Source organism: Flavobacterium algicola, assembly GCF_022399565.1.
Taxonomy (GTDB): domain Bacteria; phylum Bacteroidota; class Bacteroidia; order Flavobacteriales; family Flavobacteriaceae; genus Flavobacterium; species Flavobacterium algicola.
The window spans coordinates 422696-442320 of sequence record NZ_JAJTUT010000002.1; the positions used below are offsets into that span (position 1 = coordinate 422696).

13 protein-coding genes are annotated in these 19625 nt (G+C 34.9%); 6 read left to right on the forward strand and 7 right to left on the reverse strand.

Annotated features, from left to right (window positions below):
* The first annotated feature begins 161 nt into the window (after nt 1-161).
* From LXH21_RS08620 to LXH21_RS08635, 4 genes are all read left to right on the forward strand, one after another.
* The gene (locus LXH21_RS08620) at nt 162-860 is read left to right on the forward strand and encodes a DUF2064 domain-containing protein (protein ID WP_239864739.1); all 699 of its coding nucleotides are present in this window, start codon (nt 162-164) and stop codon (nt 858-860) included.
* Nucleotides 861-908: 48 nt separating this feature from the next.
* Nucleotides 909-3899 carry a TonB-dependent receptor gene (locus LXH21_RS08625; protein WP_239864741.1) on the forward strand — a complete coding sequence of 997 codons (2991 nt, stop codon included), beginning with the start codon at nt 909-911 and terminating at the stop codon, nt 3897-3899.
* 164 nt (nt 3900-4063) lie between these two features.
* Nucleotides 4064-5056 carry a phosphotransferase gene (locus LXH21_RS08630; protein ID WP_239864743.1) on the forward strand — a complete coding sequence of 331 codons (993 nt, stop codon included), beginning with the start codon at nt 4064-4066 and terminating at the stop codon, nt 5054-5056.
* Nucleotides 5057-5058: 2 nt separating this feature from the next.
* On the forward strand, nt 5059-6024 hold the full coding sequence (locus tag LXH21_RS08635; protein WP_239864753.1) for a nucleoside hydrolase: 966 nt from the start codon (nt 5059-5061) through the stop codon (nt 6022-6024).
* 81 nt (nt 6025-6105) lie between these two features.
* Here the strand turns inward: LXH21_RS08635 and LXH21_RS08640 are convergent, their stop codons facing one another.
* From LXH21_RS08640 to LXH21_RS08670, 7 genes are all read right to left on the reverse strand, one after another.
* Complete coding sequence (locus LXH21_RS08640; protein WP_239864756.1) at nt 6106-8397, reverse strand: TonB-dependent siderophore receptor; 2292 nt, start codon at nt 8395-8397, stop codon at nt 6106-6108.
* A 331-nt stretch (nt 8398-8728) separates the two neighbouring features.
* Nucleotides 8729-9727 (reverse strand): FAD:protein FMN transferase, encoded by a 999-nt coding sequence (locus LXH21_RS08645; protein ID WP_239864758.1) that lies wholly within the window; start codon nt 9725-9727, stop codon nt 8729-8731.
* 12 nt (nt 9728-9739) lie between these two features.
* A complete protein-coding gene (locus LXH21_RS08650; protein WP_239864760.1) occupies nt 9740-11920 on the reverse strand; it encodes a PepSY domain-containing protein in 2181 nt (726 codons plus the stop codon).
* 139 nt (nt 11921-12059) lie between these two features.
* Entirely contained in the window at nt 12060-12542 is a 483-nt protein-coding gene (locus tag LXH21_RS08655) for a DUF2271 domain-containing protein (RefSeq protein WP_239864761.1), read from the reverse strand.
* 4 nt (nt 12543-12546) lie between these two features.
* Nucleotides 12547-14058, reverse strand: coding sequence for an ankyrin repeat domain-containing protein (locus LXH21_RS08660; RefSeq protein ID WP_239864764.1), 1512 nt, complete (start codon nt 14056-14058; stop codon nt 12547-12549).
* A 30-nt stretch (nt 14059-14088) separates the two neighbouring features.
* On the reverse strand, nt 14089-15210 hold the full coding sequence (locus tag LXH21_RS08665) for a PepSY-associated TM helix domain-containing protein (RefSeq protein WP_239864766.1): 1122 nt from the start codon (nt 15208-15210) through the stop codon (nt 14089-14091).
* Nucleotides 15211-15279: 69 nt separating this feature from the next.
* Nucleotides 15280-17637, reverse strand: coding sequence for a TonB-dependent receptor (locus LXH21_RS08670; RefSeq protein ID WP_239864768.1), 2358 nt, complete (start codon nt 17635-17637; stop codon nt 15280-15282).
* Nucleotides 17638-17929: 292 nt separating this feature from the next.
* Between LXH21_RS08670 and LXH21_RS08675 the strand changes: the two genes are divergently transcribed.
* Both LXH21_RS08675 and LXH21_RS08680 read left to right on the forward strand, forming a co-directional pair.
* A complete protein-coding gene (locus LXH21_RS08675; RefSeq protein ID WP_239864770.1) occupies nt 17930-18358 on the forward strand; it encodes a hypothetical protein in 429 nt (142 codons plus the stop codon).
* Between the two features lie 173 nt (nt 18359-18531).
* Nucleotides 18532-19614: an efflux RND transporter periplasmic adaptor subunit gene (locus LXH21_RS08680; protein WP_239864772.1), complete on the forward strand. Its 1083-nt coding sequence runs from the start codon at nt 18532-18534 to the stop codon at nt 19612-19614.
* The last annotated feature ends 11 nt before the right edge of the window (nt 19615-19625 follow it).

A 19625-nucleotide genomic window follows, 5' to 3' on the forward strand; every position in this document is an offset into this window, starting at 1 on the left:
ACCAGATACCTAGAAGCAGCGTATATAGTAATGAAATCTTTCAGATAAAAATGTTAGGAAAAGAAGTACTTCTTTTTAATCTTTGGAATCAGAATGTAAAAATTGTTTCGAATTTTTTAATATTAATGTCAGGGATGCTATTTGGCTGCGTCTAAAAAATTATGAATAACCAAAACGATTCACATCCTAAAACTGCGATTTTGCTTTTTGCTCAAACAGAGCAAAGAGAAGCATTGTCAAAAAATATAAGTTCTCATGCGAAGAACAATATTTTGTTATGGAAAAAGCTGAATCAAAAGGCCGTTCAAATTATTAAAAATACCCATCTTCCTTATTTTATTTCAGATGAGACCACTCAGGTTGGTGATCACTTTGGCAGTAAAATTACGGCAGCTGTTCAAAGTGTATTTGATAAAGGTTTTGAAAAAGTAATCGTAATAGGTAATGATAGTTTATCCTTATCGACTACTCTTCTACTTGAAGCTGCAAGAAATTTGGAGTACCAAGATATTATTTTGGGTGCTGATTGGAGCGGTGGAGTCTATTTGATGGGGATTTCTAAACAAGGATTTGATTCACAAAAATTTGAATCGATTGCTTGGCAAACGGATACTGTGTTTAACAACTTAAAAAATATTTTTGCTGGTCAAAGTATTTTTCTACTTCCGCGATTAAAAGATTTCCACGATTACCATTCTTTTCAAGAATCTCTTTTAGGATTAAACCATTCGTCAAGATTAAAGGCTTTTCTAATTGCTTTGATTCTGGAGCAGTTTGCATTTTTTACTTATAAGAGTATATCTTATTTTACTACTTACTTTAAACAATTTTATAATAAAGGATCACCGGTGCTTGCTTAATTTATAACCTATAAATCAAGTTTTAAGTATTCACTTTTATTATAATCTATGAAAAAACTTTTCATTTGGGCAATGCTTTGCGTATCTACGATTGCATTGGCACAACAAGATCTTACTGTAGCTATCATTGATGGAGACAACCAAACACCGGTTTCTAATATTACCATTAAATTGGCCAATGCCGCCAGAAATGTATCGATAGAACAAACTACAAATGTACAAGGTAAAGCAATTTTCCGCGGTATTCCTGCGCTAGACGGATACCAAGTATCTTTTGAAGGAAATATAATTTTTGCACCAATTAGTTCGGAGATGTTAAGTGTTCGATCGAATCAAAGTCCCAGTATAAATTTGGTACTGCAAAAAGCCAACGGACAAGAGTTAAATGAAATCGTAATCGCAACAGGTTCGGGTTCTAAAATAAATAGAAGGGATGCAGAAGTTTCTTTTGAAATGAAAGCAGCCGAAATTCAGGAAATTCCTGTAGAAGGGCGAGATGTTACCCGCGTATTATACCGCTTACCAAATGTATCTCAAGCAACCGGTTTCTATGCCGAAGCTCCCAATGTAAGTATTAATGGTGCTAGCTCTGGTTTCACCTCATACCTAATTGACGGGATGGACAATAACGAACGTTTTTTGGGTGGTCAGAAATTTGCAATTCCGTCTGGATTTGTAAAAGATATTACAGTCTTAACCAATAATTTTTCAGCAGAATATGGATTAACGGGTAGTGGAATCATCAATATTACACCTCGTTCTGGTTCTAATGAAACGACAGGTGAAGTTTTCTTTATCACAAGACCAGGACCAAGCATTGACGGAAAGTCAAGTTTTGCACAACGTGATTTATCGGGTAATCAAGTTAAAAATGGTTTTGCACGTTATCAATGGGGTGCTGGGGTAGGCGGTGCGTTGGTAAAAGACAAAACATTTTACTATGTAAACTTTGAACATACAACAGATATAAAAGATAATTTACTGAATGTTCCGGTATTGGGAGTGTCAGAAACGCTACGAGGAACCAATCAATTTAATTATTTCTCGACAAAGATTGACCAAATTTGGAATTCGAACTTTAACTCTTCATTGCGTGCAAATGTTGGAGTTATTGATGTTGAGCGTCAAGGTGGAGGTTTGGAGGGTGGATCTACATTTGGATCTGCAGGAAATTCACAACAACGTAACAGTATTTTATTAGCTTTAAAAAACAGCTATAAATTGGGAGATATTTCAGGAGAAACGAATGTTCAATACAGTCGTTTTAGATGGAACTACGCCAAACCTTTTAATCCAAACAGTTCGCAGGTTACTATTTTGGGTGTAAATGATGAAACGCTGGGAGTAATAGGAAATCCAGGATATGTATTTGATGCTGTAGAAAATACATTTCAAATTCAGCAAAAGGTAAAGTACTATACAGAGAATCATACTTTCAAAGCAGGGTTAAACTTCATTCGCGGTGATCACCAATTGTTTGGAGGTGGTAACCCTATAGGAAATTATAGAGTCAAATTAACGCAAACTCAAATTGATCAAATCAAAAATAGTGGTATCGGCGGGGCTTTGAACATCAATGATATCCCTGCAGATGCACAGGTTTTGCGTTATGATGTGGAATTGAGACCAACTTCATTTGGAACGCATCAAGATATTTACTCTGCCTATATCGAAGATTTATGGTCGGTAACTGATCGCTTGAATGTTACGGTGGGCTTGCGTTACGATTACGATAATTTATCAAAAGGAGGAAGCGATAAAGGGGATTATAATAATCTAGCACCTCGTTTTAATTTTAATTACAAATTAAATAACGATAGTAGCTTGCGAGGGGGTTACGGAATTTCATACGATAAAATACTTTATGCTATCTACAGCGACGCGTTGCAGCAAAATACAACCTCGGCTAGTTATAAGATACAATTAGAAGAGTTAAAAAGATTGGGACTATTACCTTCAAATACTAACGTTGATGCAATTACGTACAACGGGAATCTAAATGCTACGGTAAATAATGTTACTTATCTAAATGGACCATCGGCTGCAGACTTGCAAGGACAAAGAGAAAGTGTTTTTTCTAACGAAAGAAGAATTTTAAACCCAAATGGTTACAAGAATCCCTTTACACATGAATTTGCTCTGGGATACCAATTGCAATTGTCTGATGAGCGCTTGTTTTATATTGATGTAGTGCACAATAGAGGTGAGAATCTATCTCGTCTGCGTAATTTGAATGCTGCGGCAGAATATCCAGTAGATCCAAACAATGTGGTAATAAGAACGGTAGCACAAGCTGATGCAAGTAGACCGATTCCTATATCTACCGATGGTAGTGGTTTGAGTAGTGCTGTCATCAATGGGCAAACTTATACAGGTATTGCGCGTAATGTGATTATGAGTGAGAACGAAGGAAAGTCTCGTTACTATGCAATGAGTTTTAATTACCAAAAAGCAAGAGGTAAAGATGATTACTCTTACCGTTTGAATTATACTTTATCTTCTAGTAAAAATGATACGGACGGAATCAACTTTAGACCAGCAGATGCCAATAATTATGCTGCAGAATGGGGACCATCTGTCAATGATAGAACACATAATATCAACGGAATTTACACATACTATCCATTTAAGGGAACAACAGTTACTTTTACAGGATTGTTACAAAGTGGGCAACCTATAAACAGAATTCCGCTAGGATTTGGAACGACCGATTTAAATGGAGATGGAGCTAGTTTTGCAGATGCATATACGGGGAACAGCGATCGTTTTCCTGGAGAAAGTAGAAATAGTGACCGCTTACCTTGGAATACCACTTTTGATTTGGGACTACAGCACCAATTTGCAGTGGGTGGAGGAAATAAAATTGAAGTAAGAGCGGACGTTTTTAACTTGCTAAATGCAGAAAATTTAAGTGGCTACAGTAATAATGCGACGCAAAGTAACCAAATTCAAGGAGGTTCTAGCGCTAGTGGACTGTTTACGCAACGTAATGCTTCACCGCCAAGACAGTTTCAGTTTGGGGTGCGTTATTTATTTTAAAAATCGCTCCTTGTTTACCCTATTTTGCGTTAGGGATAGGAGTGGTATCCTTTTGTGATGTCCCGATACATCGGGGCTTCACAAAAGATATAACGGATAGCCCGCCCGCCTTTTTTTGGCGGAAACGCTAAAAAGAATTAAATTATAATTTTAAATAGAAATATATGTTTGTATTGGATGCAAATAATCCGGAATCTTTGACGGACTGCTTGAGAAATTTAAACTGGATGTCTGCCGATGAAAAAGTGATTGGTTTATCTACTCCGGGAGCTGGGAATATGAATTGCGTGTTGCGTGTAGATACTGGTAATCGCACCTTTATAATCAAGCAATCGCGTGCTTATGTGGAGAAATACCCGCAGGTGGCTGCGCCAGAAGAACGCGTAATTATTGAAGCTGCGTTTTATGATAAAATCATTGACTTCCCTTTTTTACAGGATTTTATGCCAAAGAAAATAGGGGTAGATGTTCCTAATAAATTGATGGCGATTGAAGATCTGGGACCTTCAAATGATTTTACCATTTTGTACCAAGATGGTGAGCAGATGTCTGAGGAAGCTTTAGAAACTTTACTATCTTATTTAAGCGGATTGCACAAAGCTTTCGTCAAAACTAGAATTGATGACGAACTGGTGAATAATGAAATGAGGTTATTGAATCACGAACACATTTTTAAGTATCCGTTTATGGAGGCAAATGGCTTTGATTTGGATACTGTTCAAGAAGGATTGCAAAAAGTAGCGATGCCTTATAAAAAAAATGCACAACTGCGTCAAAAAGTTGAAGTTTTGGGAGGTTTGTATCTGTCGAAAGGGAAGCATTTGTTGCATGGTGATTATTACCCAGGAAGTTGGTTGCAAACGGAAAAGGGAATTAAAGTGATTGATCCCGAATTTTGTTTCTACGGTTCTAGAGAATTTGATTTGGCTGTATTTATAGCACATCTGTATCTTTCGGGTCAGGATGATTCTCTCATTGCTAAGGTCGCTGATAAGTATGAGGGATACGAACAATTGAATAAATCTATTTTGAATGGTTTTGTAGGTACCGAAATAATGCGACGATTAATTGGTTTGGCTCAGCTGCCTCTAAAAATGGATTTAAAACGCAAGAAAATAATGCTGGATTTGGCTAGCAAATTAATTTTAAACGAATAGAAATGAAATACTTATTTTATGTTGGAATGCTGTTGTGCGCTGGTATGACTCAGGCGCAGACTAAGGTGTGGTTTGATACCGATTTGATGATTGGAATGCCCGATAAATCGGGGCCAAGAGAGGTAGATGACGCATTTACACTCATAATGGCTTTGAAACAACCACAGATCCAAATTGTTGGAATAAGTTCAATTACCTATGTGGATTACAGTTATGATGTTCTAGAAAAATTATTAGGATGGCACAATAAAGGAGCTGCAATTCCTGTGTATAAAGGTTCTCCGAATGCTGACGATCTAGGTGTAGAAAATGACGGTACAAGAGCATTATATCAAGCATTAAAAAAAGAAAAATTAACAATTTTGGCTCTGGGACCAATGACTAATGTGGCTACTCTTATAAAAAATCATCCAGACATTATTCCGCAAATTGAAAAAATTAGTATCTGTGCCGCGCGCACACCAGATTTACTATTTAATCCTGGACATGGTAAGCTAAACGTATTCGATTACAATTATGAATTGGATTATGCATCTATGGATGTGGTATTGAAATCATCAATTCCATTGGTTTTTGCTGGCTATGAGCCGAGTTCTTATACATTTATTGGTAATGTTGATTTGGCTACATTAGATCAGAGTTTAGAGGCCGACAAATGGTTGTTTGATATAGTACAACCCTGGATGGAAAAAAATGAAAAGTTCTTTGGTATACGCGGTTTTATCCCGTTTGACTGTTCGACCTTGGGTGTAATTACGCATCCTGAATATTTTACTTACTACAAGGACATTCCGATCAAAGTAACTCATAAAAAGAATGATGCTATAAAAGTCCAACCAACTGTGCCTTTTAAAAATTTTCTTGAAGTTTCCTATGATTTTAAGACAAAGAAAAAGGTAGATTATGCCAGACGTGCGCTACTTGGTTTTGAAGAAAAGATACTAGAGACTTTAAGTGTAAAGAATTAAAAGATAACTATACGATAAATAACAAAATCCCATTCGCAATTACTTGTGAATGGGATTTCGTTTTTAACCTATATTTATTCTTTAGAACTTATATTTTAAAGAAGTGAGTACTTGACGAGGAGCGATAGGGTTAACGCTATAATTTTCATGTACAGTGTAATTAAGTTCATCAGTTATGTTAGACAATTTACATAATAATGATAATTTTTTCCAAGTATAGCCTACAGAAACGTCAACTGTGGTGTAGCCATCAACAGGTACTTCTCTGTCTTCAATAATTAACGTTCCTGGGTTAGCAGTATCTGCAATGTAACGGTTGTTCCAACCTGCAATTCTATTTCCGATGTAATTACCAATAGCACCAACTGCTAATCCTTTTAAAGCTCCAGATTGTACGGTGTAGAAAAAGCTTAAATTAGCTGTATTTGCAGGCGTTCTCGCCACACGATCTCCTTCGATTGAATTTCCGACTGCAACTGGCGTTTTTACAAAACGCATGTCGTTGTAACTGTAACCAGCATTAATATTAAGACCTTCTATTGGCCTTGCTGTAATGTCTACTTCGACACCCTTACTTTTTGTTTCTCCGCTTAACACCTTTAGAGTAGTGTCTGTATTTGCAGAACCATCAGCTTTGAATTGTGCTGTCTGTACCAAATTATTATTAGTGATTTGATAAACAGTAACATTTGTACTTAAAATTCCTCTCCAGAAATCAGTCTTGATTCCAGCCTCATACTGATCGATAATCGATGGCGCTAAGGGTTGTAAATCTACTGTTGTATTAGAATTATTTGGTGTAAATGAATTTGCATAGCTAGAGAATATAGTAATGTCTTTTGTTGGTTGGTATACCAAACCTACTTTTGGAGAAAAGGCATTATCTAAAGTTTTTGGAGCAATAGTAGGCGTATTGTTTTCGGGTGCTACAGTTTGAAATTTATTGACAAGCGTTTCTTTGTAAGTAGAAGCTTCTGATTCAATCCATGACCAACGAATACCTGCTAGTACTTTTACTTTATCAGTTAACGATATTAAATCTTGAAAATAAGCACCAAATCGTTGCGAATCTGTATTTACAATTTGCGTTGCTCTAGAGTCAAACGGTATAACTGTACTCTGCGTACTAGGATCGTAAGTAAACAAGTTGATAGCAGTATCCTCTGTTGTTTTTGTATTACCAGCAGCATCAAAGAATGCAAATGTATATGCTTTTGTTACTGCATTATCATAATCTACACCAGTAAAAATTTGGTGTTTGATGCTACCTGTATTAAAAGTTCCTTGAAGACTAAATTGGTTTCCAAAGATACGTTCCTCATTATCACTTTGTGTTAAACCTCTTTTCCAATCTCCACGAGTTGCGTAGGTATTTAAACCAGATAACTGTGCTGTAGATTTTGACTCTCTATCGTAATTTTGGTAAGACGTGTTAAAATTAAGTTTCCAATTTTTATTAAAATCATGGTTTAATAAAACAGATGCACTTGCTGATTTTGTATTTCCTGTTGACCAAAGAGCTCCATAAAAACTACTTCTAGGCAAGTCCAAAATTTCTTTACCTATTACTCCTGTACCAAAGTCAGGTGTCCAATCTGCATTAAGGTAATCACCTTGAACTGTAATTTGAGTTTTGTCGGTTACGTTGAATAAAAAGGAAGGGTTGATGTATGTACGTTCATTTTTTACAACATCTCTAAAGCTTTCAGAATTTTCATAAGATCCTGTAAAGCGGTAAGCGATTGATTTGTTTAAAGGACCATAGAAATCTATTGTAGGTTTGTAAAAAGCATAACTTCCTGCTTGCATGCTGATTTCACCTCCCTTTGTAAACTGTGGTTGTTTGGTCACTAGATTTAAGATTCCTCCTGGAGCAACATTACCATATAATAAAGCAGAGCTTCCTTTTAAAAATTCAACTCTTTCTAGAGAAGATACTTCTGGAATTGACCCGGCACTATAACGAAAACCGTTTTTAAACATATTGTTTGATGACATGTCGTATCCTCTAGACCAGAAAGATTCTTGAGCACCTCCTCGAGCAGATCCAACATAAACTCCATTTGCATTTTTGATAACATCACTTAATCGAATTGCTTGCTGTTGTCCGATGATTTCTGAATCAATGATTTGAACACTTTGCGGTATGTCCATAACTTTTATTCCTGATCGAATAATTGTTACAGGTTTAGGTTGTTTATTTGCTGTAACGGTAACTTCGCGTAGTGATTCTCCTTTTTTATTTTTTACTGTATCATGCTCAGTATAAAATTTTTCAGTCGGCTTAGGAGTTGTAGTATGATAAGCAAGATCCTGTGCTTGTGCGCTTAAAGCTGCGAAGGATGCAAGAAGAAATAAAACGTTAGATTTCATTTGTGTTTATTTAGATTCATTTAAAATAAAAAGACAAATATAATAGTGAAAATCGAAATTGCAAAGCTTATTTAGAACAAATAAAAACAATTAATTTAAATTTTGTTTTTTATGACATTTATTTTTATATCGTAAAAAAATATCAAAAAATTTGTTAATATATCAATGAAAAGCTTGTTTCGACCTTATTATTGTTAGTGGGAATCTAAAAAGTTTTATATGAATCTAATTCTATTATCGTTTTGATAATTAGATGTTTAACATTTACCTAATTGACTAAGTTATAAAATTAGTTTTATTGCAGCTTACTAATTTTATCATAAAAACATCATTACCTATTGAAGTTTCTTGATTTAATGACTTTTCCTGAATCGGTAATCATCATAAAATTGTACTTAGGAAAATCATTCATTAAAATACCAGCTTTCTCTTTTCCCAAGACCATTAGTGAAGTACTAAATGCATTTGCCATTTCAGCATTAGGACCATAGACAGTTACGCTTGTAAGTCCAGTTGCAGGATAACCAGTCACGGGGTTAATAATATGAGAATAGCGTTTGCCGTCTAAAATTACATATTTCTGATAATTTCCAGAAGTGGTAATGGCTTGCTCTTGTAGATTAATTGTCATCAAAAGTTGCTCTGGTTCAAAAGGATTGGTAATACCTATACTCCAAGGCTGACCGTTGGGCTGATTTCCCCAAGTGCTCATATCGCCTGATGCATTAATGATACCCGCTGAAATTCCGCTAGCGCGCATCATCTCTCTGCATTTGTCGGTTGCGTAACCTTCACCCAAAGCACCAAAACCAATTTTCATTCCTTCTAATTTTAAGAATACTGTAGAGGCAACACTGTCCAGAAGTATATTTTTATATCCCACTTTTTGGATTGCTTGTTTTACTTTCTCAGCTGTCGGTAATTGAGTCATTGATCCATCAAATTTCCAGATTTTTTCCATAGCGGCAAAACTGATGTCAAATGCACCATTTGTTATTTCTGAAAATTGGATTGCTCGTTTAGTTAATTCGAAAACTTCCTTATCTACTTTTACAGGTCGAATACCTGCATATTGATTGATTTCTGAAACTTGCGAACTAGGTTTCCAGTCGGAAATCAAGAATTCGATTCGGCTTATTTCGGCTATTACTTCGTTAATGCTCTTTTGCGCGGTAAGGGTGTCTTTGGCAACAATTGTAATATCAAAACGACCTCCCATAAGCAAGGTTGTTCTTTTTTTTACAACCTGCGCTTGGACTGAATAGTTGATCACAGTCACAAAAAAAAAGAGTGAGACCACCTTGAAAAATGTAGAAAAATGCATAGTCATTTTTTGATTTAATTAATAACAGTCTACTAAAATTTGGCCTTTTGATTTGTAAGTAGAAAGCGGAATACCTAACTCGGCTTGACATATTACATCTAATATTGCCTCTACATCTTGTTGCATGGCCAAAGAACCGCAAATCATTATAACGCCTCCAGTTTGTAGAAGATTGATGAAGAATAAAGCGTCTTTCTGAATTAAATCCATTACATAACAACGGTTTTCTTCACGGGAATAGGCGATTTGGTAATTTTGCAATTGCTGCTTTTCTATCATCTCTAAGCACACGCCTTCATAATAGTAGGTGTTTTGTGTTTTTATTCGAAAACCAGCATACAAATGCATATCTGTTTTTTTACTGTTTTGCTCCATCATACCGAGAAAAGGAGCGATTCCGGTGCCATTCGAAATAAGTGCTACAGAATTTACCTTATCAGGAAAATGAAAATTCACATTTTGTAAAACACGCGCTTTCATCACTGAGCCTGGTTCTAATTGGTACAAATAACTACTTCCTAAACCAGAAGGATGTAGCTTAATTACAAGTTGTATATTCCCTTCCGTTTTCGCAATAGAATAGAGACGTTCTCGTGTATCACCCGCAGGGTAGATCGCCAGTAAATCGCCAGATGTAAAACGCGTTCTAGCAGTAGGACGAAGTGTTATTTGAAAAGTCTGATCCAATTCTGATATAATTGTCCTGCTTAAAACCATCATTTTTTGTAAACCTTTTGGAACATGATTGTATAATGATGGAGTAGTAGATAATGATATTCCCGTTTTTTGACTCCATAATTTAACCCAACTAATAAATTCTTCAGCTGATTTATCATTTACTGTTTGCATAGGAATAATTTGCTCACTCCAGTCTTGACCAGTAAGACTGTCGTCAATTATTGTTGCATAACCGCAGAAATCTGGATAGGCTTTCGAACCGAATCCTACCACAGAGTAGCCAATTTTCTGCTCTTGTTTTATGCTAGATAATAAATCTAGAAATTTAGTTCCATTTGAGGGAGGGTCTCCTAATCCATGTGTAGATGCAAAAATAAGCATTTGAGTCGCTTTTGGAAATTGACTGTATTGATTGAGTTGACACAGAAACACTTTTTTATTATCTGCTAAAAGTTGTTTCAAAATTTCGTTTGCAAAACGTAATGTACTACCATTTTCAGATCCTACCAATAAAATAAAGTTGCTATCATTCGCAGTATATTTATTTTTAATTTTTGTGGCTCGTCGTTGTAAGGACATTGCAAAACCAGAATAAATAAAGTACAGAATGTTTAAGCTAGCCAATCCTAGTATGATTGCCCACAAAATGCTAGTTCTACCGGTATGCAAATCAAGACTTAGGTCAGATAAAAGAGTTGTCATTGGGAACTCTTTTTCGCTAATAACTACACCCGAGAATTGTTCGACTTCTATTTCTTTATCTTTTAATTTTATAACATAATACTCTTCTGGATCATCAGAAAAAGGAAATTCAATTTCTTGAATGTCAGCTAGTAAAATGTTTTTAAAAGTGGGATCATTGATAGTAGTTAGTTCCTTTTTTACATTTTCATGGGCATCAGCTGGATCGATGAAAAAATGGAATTTTTCTAATGTGAGATACGTACCAGAAAGCGCTAAAATCAAAATAGGTAACAAGGCTAGTCGTCCCAAAACAACATGGTAATACTGAGCTAAATATTCTTTGACGACTTTCGAGAAAAATTTTCGTAAACCCCTTTGTCTTTTAATCACCATTGCGAAGCCAGAAATAGCAATAAAAATTAATAGAAAAGAGACAAAACCAACAACAAATCGACCGGACTCTTTTAGAAATAAAGAACGGTGAAGCGCTGTCGTCCACTGAATAAAATCGCTTTTTTTGAGCGGCTCACCAATGATTTTACCTGTTCGGGGGTCGATGTAATTGTTAATATCTCGATCTTCAGTATCAATTCCTTTAAGAGTTACATATTGATTGTGATCAACGGTAAGTTCAGTGATTTCTGGATAGACAGTACGTAGGGTAGGTAAAACTTGATTCAATCGTATTGTATCAAAATTTTCTACTTTATAAGATGGTATTTTTTCTTGAACAGCATCAACTGCCAAAATCACACCAGTTACTGATGCAATTATAAGAAATAAAGACGAAAAAAGAGCCAGCACCAAATGTGCATACCGCCAGAATGAAAGTGTCATGAATGTACTTTTTAATAATATAAAAAACACAAATCCTATTTCGCTTTTTTGATTTCGACACTGAAACTTTTAGATGATTCTAAAAGTAAAGTTATCTCAATATGAAAAGAAAAATAGAATTTGTGCTGAAACGGGTTGCCTACAATTTGTTGAATCTCACATAGCGTATGTATCCTTTTCCTTCTGTTTTCGCTGCAATTCCTTCTGATGTTAAGGGCACTTCTAGATCTGTTGTATTGTATTTTTGATCTTCGACTGCGGTTTCAAATCGTAATTTGTACCCTTTATTCAATTTGCTATTTTCAATTTCTAGAGTTGTGATACTGCGATCGCCACCAGTAACTGAAGCTCCTGTTATTGCATTGATATTGGTTGGTCTTTTGGTATAGAATGTGTTCCATTCTTTCAATGTTTTGTACCATTTTTTATCATCACCCATCACATATAATGTTTTTTCATATGCCCCTTTAGGATTGATTAGCGAAACCACGACATAGGCTCCTTCGCCAATGTAATTGGACATTTGCAACATGCATTTGTATTTGCTAGTTTGCGCATTTGCTTGAAAAGCTAAAAGGAATAAAAAGGAGGTTGTTATAAAAGATTTTATTAAAGTTTTCATTTAGTTATTTTAAAAATTCGACAGATATATTGTTTTTAGAAAGGGTTTCATTTTCTTTGGCAAGGTCATAAGGAGTTTCGTCAAAGTCGGTACTGATTTCTTTTTTTGCTCCTATCGAAAGAAAATATTTCAATAAGTTATCATCTTGTGATACCATGGCTATTTTATGCAAAGCAGTTAATCCATCTTTATTTTTTGCATTTACATCTATTTGTAGAGGCGCTAATTTCTTCAACAAGCTTAAATCGTTTTTGATAACTGCCAAATGATATAAAGTATTACCGTCATTTTGGGAACTTGCCAAGTCAAGTCCTTTATTTTGTAGTAATTTCATCTTTGTATCAAAAGGGTTTTCCTTTGGTTTAGAACCAGCTTCGCCGCGCCCCATTCCTGCTTGAGAACGGTAAGACTGAATCATATAATACCCCAAATTATTACCTTCCTTATCAAGAATTGCGACATTAGCACCATTTTCTAATAATAATGCAACGGCCTCTGGAGTTCCTGATACAACTGCACTTGACAAGGCAGTTTGCCCTTTACTATTTTCTGCATTTTTATCCTTAGCTAAAGGTAATAAAAGCTCTAGTGCAGCAATGTCCCTGCTAGTGGCTGCTATCATCAAAGGAGTGTTACCTTCTTTATCAACAGCATTACTAGCGGCACCATTTGCAATTAAATAGGTGATAATTTCATTTTGATCTGCCTTATTAGCGATCAGATGAAGAGCAGTTTCTCCCTCTTTATTTTGAACTCTTGGATTTAATTTTACTTCATTTATTAAATATTGATATACTGAAATAGTATTAGATTCGCGACGACTACCTTGAGCAGCAAAAAGTAATGCGTTATCGGTTGGTTTAACTCCTTTACTTAACAATGTTTTTAGTAAAGAAATATTTCCAGATTTTGCTACATAATCAAACGCTGTGCTACCATTGGCATCAACATCTTTTAGAGACATGCCCTTTGTAGCAAAATAGGTAGCTAAATCTAAATTTTTATCTGAAGCAATTGATAAGAGTAAAAGGTTGGCTCCATCTTGGTATTTTTGCGTCGGATTAATTCCTGCTTTAAAAAACGCATCATATACAGCGGTATTTTGTACACCACTACTAGCAGCTGCGGTAATTGGAAAGCTACTATGGGAGTCCTCTAAATTTACGTCTGATCCTTTGTCTATGAGGTATTTAATTGTTTCAATATCTCCTTTTCCTGCAGCCCAGTGCAAGTAAATACGATTGTCATGCGTTGGTTTTTGTACACTATTTCCAGACTGTTCAACCAAAAACTGTATTGTAGACTGCGGTGCATCATTTAGGATAGCCATTACGACTGGATCAAAAGATCTATCAGTTGACTGAGATGGATCATTACCCTTTGCAATTTCAGCTTTTATAGCCGTTAGATCAGGTTTCGTTTTCCAAAAAGAGGCGTCAAGTAAACTGTTCTTTTCTTGGGCATTCCCCAGTAAACAGCTAATTAGAGCCAAAGAGAGTATTAGATTTTTTTTCATAAGTAGTAAATTAAAAAGTTTAAAATGGAGTTATTTTTTTTGCTTGAATTTTCGATTCCACCATATACAAAAGCCTGTAATCGGTAATGTCGCAATCATCAGACTTATCAGGAAAGCAAAAATTTTACCAGCCAACCCTAGCACGGCTCCTGTATGAATATCATAATTCATTCGCATTAATTTGTCACTTACAGCTGCATCGTTATACCTACCAAAAATGTGTTTTACCTCTTTTTCTTCTAATGTATATTGATCATAATAACGATAGTCAATTTTCCAGTAGGTACCTTCATCAGGATTTGCGTTAGCAGCAATCGGTGAATTTTCATTTTCTGGCGGATGTACTTCAATTGTTTTGGCTTGTGGATATTCGTTTCGCATTTTGAGCCATACTTTGTCTAAAGGATTTGATACACCTTCTAGCCTTGGTTTTGAAACGGGGTCTAGATATACAAGCGACTTTTCGCCACCAAGCAACGTATAGTAAGAACTTGCAAACCAATTAAATCCCATGATCAAACCGGTGATAGCAAATATTAGCGCAATTGCCATTATATAAAATCCAGTAACATTGTGTAAATCATAATTTTTACGCTTCCATCGTGTACTTTTTTTCCACTTAAATGAAAAGCGTTGCTTTCGAGCATTTTTATTCTTGGGATACCAGAGGTATAAACCTGTAAGTAGTAAAATAAGAAAAATCAAAGTCGCTGATGCTACCACAATTTGCCCAATCTCATGCGGCAACCACAGATAATAATGACCGTCGAGAATAAAACTAAAAAAGCCCTCTTCCATATTTACATTTTGTAAAACTTCGCCAGAGTAGGGGTTGAGGTAAATTATATGGTAATAGGTAGGCTCGTAATGAAAAAAAATGGCTTCCGCCGCTTCATTGGGGCCTTTGTACTCTATGGCGTGTAAACTCTTATTTGGAAATTCTTTTCGAGCAATTTTTTCTAACTGAGAAGGAAGTAGAAATGGATTCTCTTCACTTTCAACAAAACGATACGTTTCGGTATAATTTTGTATTTCTTCTTGAAAAGCGTACAAACAACCTGTTACTGCTACAATGAAAACAATAATGCCTGAAAAAAGTCCCAGCCATAAATGAAGAAATCCTATGAGTTTCTTAAAACTATATTTTTTCATGAAATAAGTTTAAAAAACTCCTCATCAAGCTGAGGAGTTTTAGTGAAATAAAAAAAAAAAATAAAGAAACTAAAATTTGTAACCCACTGACAAACGGAAATTTGTTCCCGCTTCTGCTTGCCAATAGTAGGTTTCATTGTAAGTATAGTACCCTCCTGAGTATAAGTATTTATCTAAAATGTTATTAACGATTAGATTAAAGGTCATTTTGTTTTTGGTATAGGTAAGACCTCCATCCAGGCGGAAATAATCTGGTAATTGAATAGCGCTATCGGAAGCAAACCACGGCTTTCTATCTACTTGGTATTGGTAACCTAATGAAATTCCTAAACCGTTCAAACTACCATTATCAATTTTGTAATTCAACCATGCATTTTGCACATGTTTTGATGTCCCAGAAACTTGACTGCCGATAAGTAATGGATCAGAATCTTTACTAACTTTGGCTTCTGTAAATGCATAATTGATGATAACATCTAAATTAGGCGCTATTTCACCTCTTATATCGGCTTCAAAACCCCTAACTTTTTGCTGTCCGCTTTGTTTACTGAATTGTTGTGTACCTATTGAGTGTTCTTGATCAGCTGTTAGAATGTTGTCATTTGTAATTTGATATAGTGCAAATACGGAGTTCCACTTACCATTTAACCAATCTCTCTTGAATCCGACTTCAATGTTTGTCCCAGATAATGGATCAAATGATTTTCCTTCCCAATCTGTACCATAATTTTCAGTAAAAGATTGGTCTCTCATTGCGTAAACTGATGTATTTGGATTTATAGAATAGCTTAACCCTATGCGAGGTGTAAACTTACTCGCCTTAAATTCTCCAGAGTAAATCGTAGATGTTTTTATTGTAGTATAACGTCCTGCCAATGTAAGTCGTAACTTTTCATCAAAAAAGCCTAGCTCATCTTGCAAGTAAAAAGCATTATAAGCATTTTTATATTGCAATCCTCTTACTTTTATATCAATACTTCTGTCAAAAACAGGCATTTCTTCTGCCGAGACAGTTCCATAAACAGGATTATAAATATCTAGATCAGAGATCAAAGCACTTTGCGTCCAGTCATAATAATTAATCTTATCACTCATGTCAAAACCAGCAAGAATTTTGTGATTTACTGAGCCTGTTTTTTCCTCTCCATTAATGAAGAATTGTCCTGTTTTTGCAGTCGCATAATCTTCTGATAGATAAACACGCCTCGCCATGATGTTTTCTTCATCGCCCGTAATTCCATCGGGCCACATAGACATACCTACTTGCGTATAGTTAAAGTAGGCTGCTTGACCTGTAAACTTCCAGTTGTCATCAAATTTATGCTCCAAAATGGTAAGAAGACTTTTGTCATTCATATTTGTAGGAGCAAAATTAGCTTCCCCTGTCGTGAAATTACGATCTAGGTCTGCATATCCTTTTTTAGAAAACACATAATTGGTACCGATCATATTAACTTGTGAAAATTGATGTGTATACTCCAAAGTCACAGAGGTATTATCGTCTACTAAATATTTTAGTACAGGTGCAATAGTATAGCGGTTGTTGTAATCAAAATCACGGAAGCTATTTTTTGCCTGTCCCATGGCATTAAAACGGTATAGTAATTTCCCGTCGTCGGTTAATTTCCCGTCTAAATCTATGGTTGCTCTGTACATATCAAAACTACCTAAGGTTAAACTGGCTTCTCCTTTGGTACGGCCACTAGGTTTTTTGGTCACCACATTATACAATCCGCTTGAACTACCATTAGATAACATAAAACCTGCAGGACCTTTTACAAATTCGATACGCTCTACCATACTCATGTCTTCCGTCAGTGGTCCCCACGTTGTACTCACGTTCATACCATTTCTAAAAGGTGCTACGCGGCTCCCTCTCATAAAAATATTAGCATAATTATCCCAATGCTCATTTCGAGTCACACCACTCACATTACGAGTCACACCTTCCAACATATCAAAGATCTGTTGATCGTTTATTAATTTACCGGTAATAACTTGAATGTTTTGTGGAATTTCAATAATGCTTGACTGCAATCTTAGGGTAGAGGAGACCCGATTGGTTTTAAAAGCACTTTTATTACTCAAAATTACAACTTGATTTAGCTCGGTATTTGAGATTGCAAGTTGTAAATCTACTTGCGTTATTTCGTTAGCTTTTACTACAACAGTTTTTTCTATATCTGTAAAACCAACTAAGGTTACTATCAAAGTATGTGTCCCTTCTGGAATAGTATTCAATTTGAAAACACCATCATTATTTGCAATGGTTGTTCTATTTAATTCTTTTATAAAAATCGAAACTCCTTCTGCAACCTTGCCATCTTTGGTCCTAATCTGTCCTTTAATGCTACCATAATTTGGTTGCTGTGCCAAGCATGTAATTGTTAAGAGCAGCTTAATTGCGGCTAAAAGTGCTTTTTTCATTGTTATTTAGATTAATTAAAAATAATTAATGCAAATGTAAAAAGGTAAATGAGAAAAACAAAGCTTATTTAGAACAAATAAGAATAAATTATTTAATTATTTATATATTTTTGAAAATTAGATATTTAAGTGTCTGTTGTTATTTTTAGAAATTACATTTTGGATACTATTTTCGAAATAAATTTTTAAAAAAAAGGCGAAAAAACAACTCAGAATATGTTTTTTCGCGCTTTAACATTATTTAACATTGCAAGAGTTGAATTGATAATTTAGTTTGTGTAATTTCGACCTCATGAAAAAGAAGTTAACTTTTCGAATATTTCTACCCTTACTAATTTTGCTTTTGAGCGGATTTGGTAAAGAAGTATTTGCAAATATTGATGGAAATTTCAAAATCTTTGCAATGGATACTGTTTTCAATGCAAATAACTTTCAAGTACTTCAACAAAATACTTCAGGTTTTTCGATCTTAAAAAAAGAGATTCCCGCTTCAAACAAAACTAATATCAAACTTCGTGTAATTGATAATGAAGTGGACGAGGATGAAATCCATGTAACGGATAATCGCCTTAGCTCTAATAATTATTTTGCTACTTTTTACAACACAAGATCTTTTTCAGATTATTTGGTTGATTTTAAAAAAGTATCTAGTTTTCAAACTGTATTTTACTACCTGACTACTTATAAAAAGTATGTCTTATTTCAGGTTTTTCGTATTTGATAAACCATTCTTTTCTATGGCAACATTCTGCTTGCCAAATTAGTACATTTTAAATATTTACCACCCAAATCTGTATAGATCAATCTATTATGGATAGGTTTTATTTGTACTTCTGTTTTTTGATTAAAATTTCACACACACACAAAACATTTACTTTAATAAGCTAACTTATTATGAAGAAATTATCTATGCTCGTAAGCGTATGCGCTTTGTTGGGCCTCATTAGTTGTAAAGAACAAAAAGAAGAAAAGAAAGAAGAAATTAAATTTCTAGTTACCAATCCAGTTTTAAAAGATACTGCAATTACCAAAGAGTACGTTTGTAACATCAGTTCGATCAATCATATTGAATTGAGAGCATTGGAAAAAGGTTATTTGCAAAAAATATATGTTGGTGAAGGGCAAGCGGTTAAAAAAGGGCAATTATTGTTCAAAATTATGCCAAATATTTACCAAGCAGAATTAGGGAAATCGAAAGCAGAAACTGAATTTGCTCAAATCGAATACCAAAACACAAAGAAATTAGCAGACGCCAATGTTGTTTCTAAAAATGAATTGGCAATGGCCAAAGCAAAATTAGACAAGGCAAAAGCTGAAATGTCACTTAATCAAGTACACCTTAATTTTACAGAGATTAGAGCTCCTTTTGACGGGATCATTGACCGTTTTCATGTAAGAGTTGGTAGTTTGGTTGATGAAGGAGATTTACTTACTGAACTTTCAGACAACAGTTCAATGTGGGTGTACTACAATGTTCCTGAAGCAGAGTACCTTGATTATGCTACAAAATCAGATTCAAAAACGAAGATGAAGGTAAATTTATTAATGGCTAACAATGAGATTTTTGATCAAGAAGGTGTGGTTGAAACTATTGAAGCTGACTTTAATAATGAAACAGGAAATATCCCATTTAGAGCTACTTTCAAAAATCCAAAACGTTTATTAAGACATGGTGAAACGGGTACAATTGAGATGAGATTACCATTTAAAGATGCGTTAATCATTCCTCAAAAATCCACTTTTGAAGTTTTGGAAAAAAAGTATGTATATGTGATTGATAAAAACAACGAAATTAAATCTAGAGAGATTGTTATCGCTGCCGAACTGCAACATTTATTTATTATAAAAAGCGGATTGGCAACTACAGATAAGATACTACTTGAAGGTATTCGCTTGGTTAAAGAGAATGAGAAAATTGCTTACAAATTGGAAGATGGTAAAGCTGTTTTATCCCATTTAGAGCTATATGCTGAATAATCGAAATCACT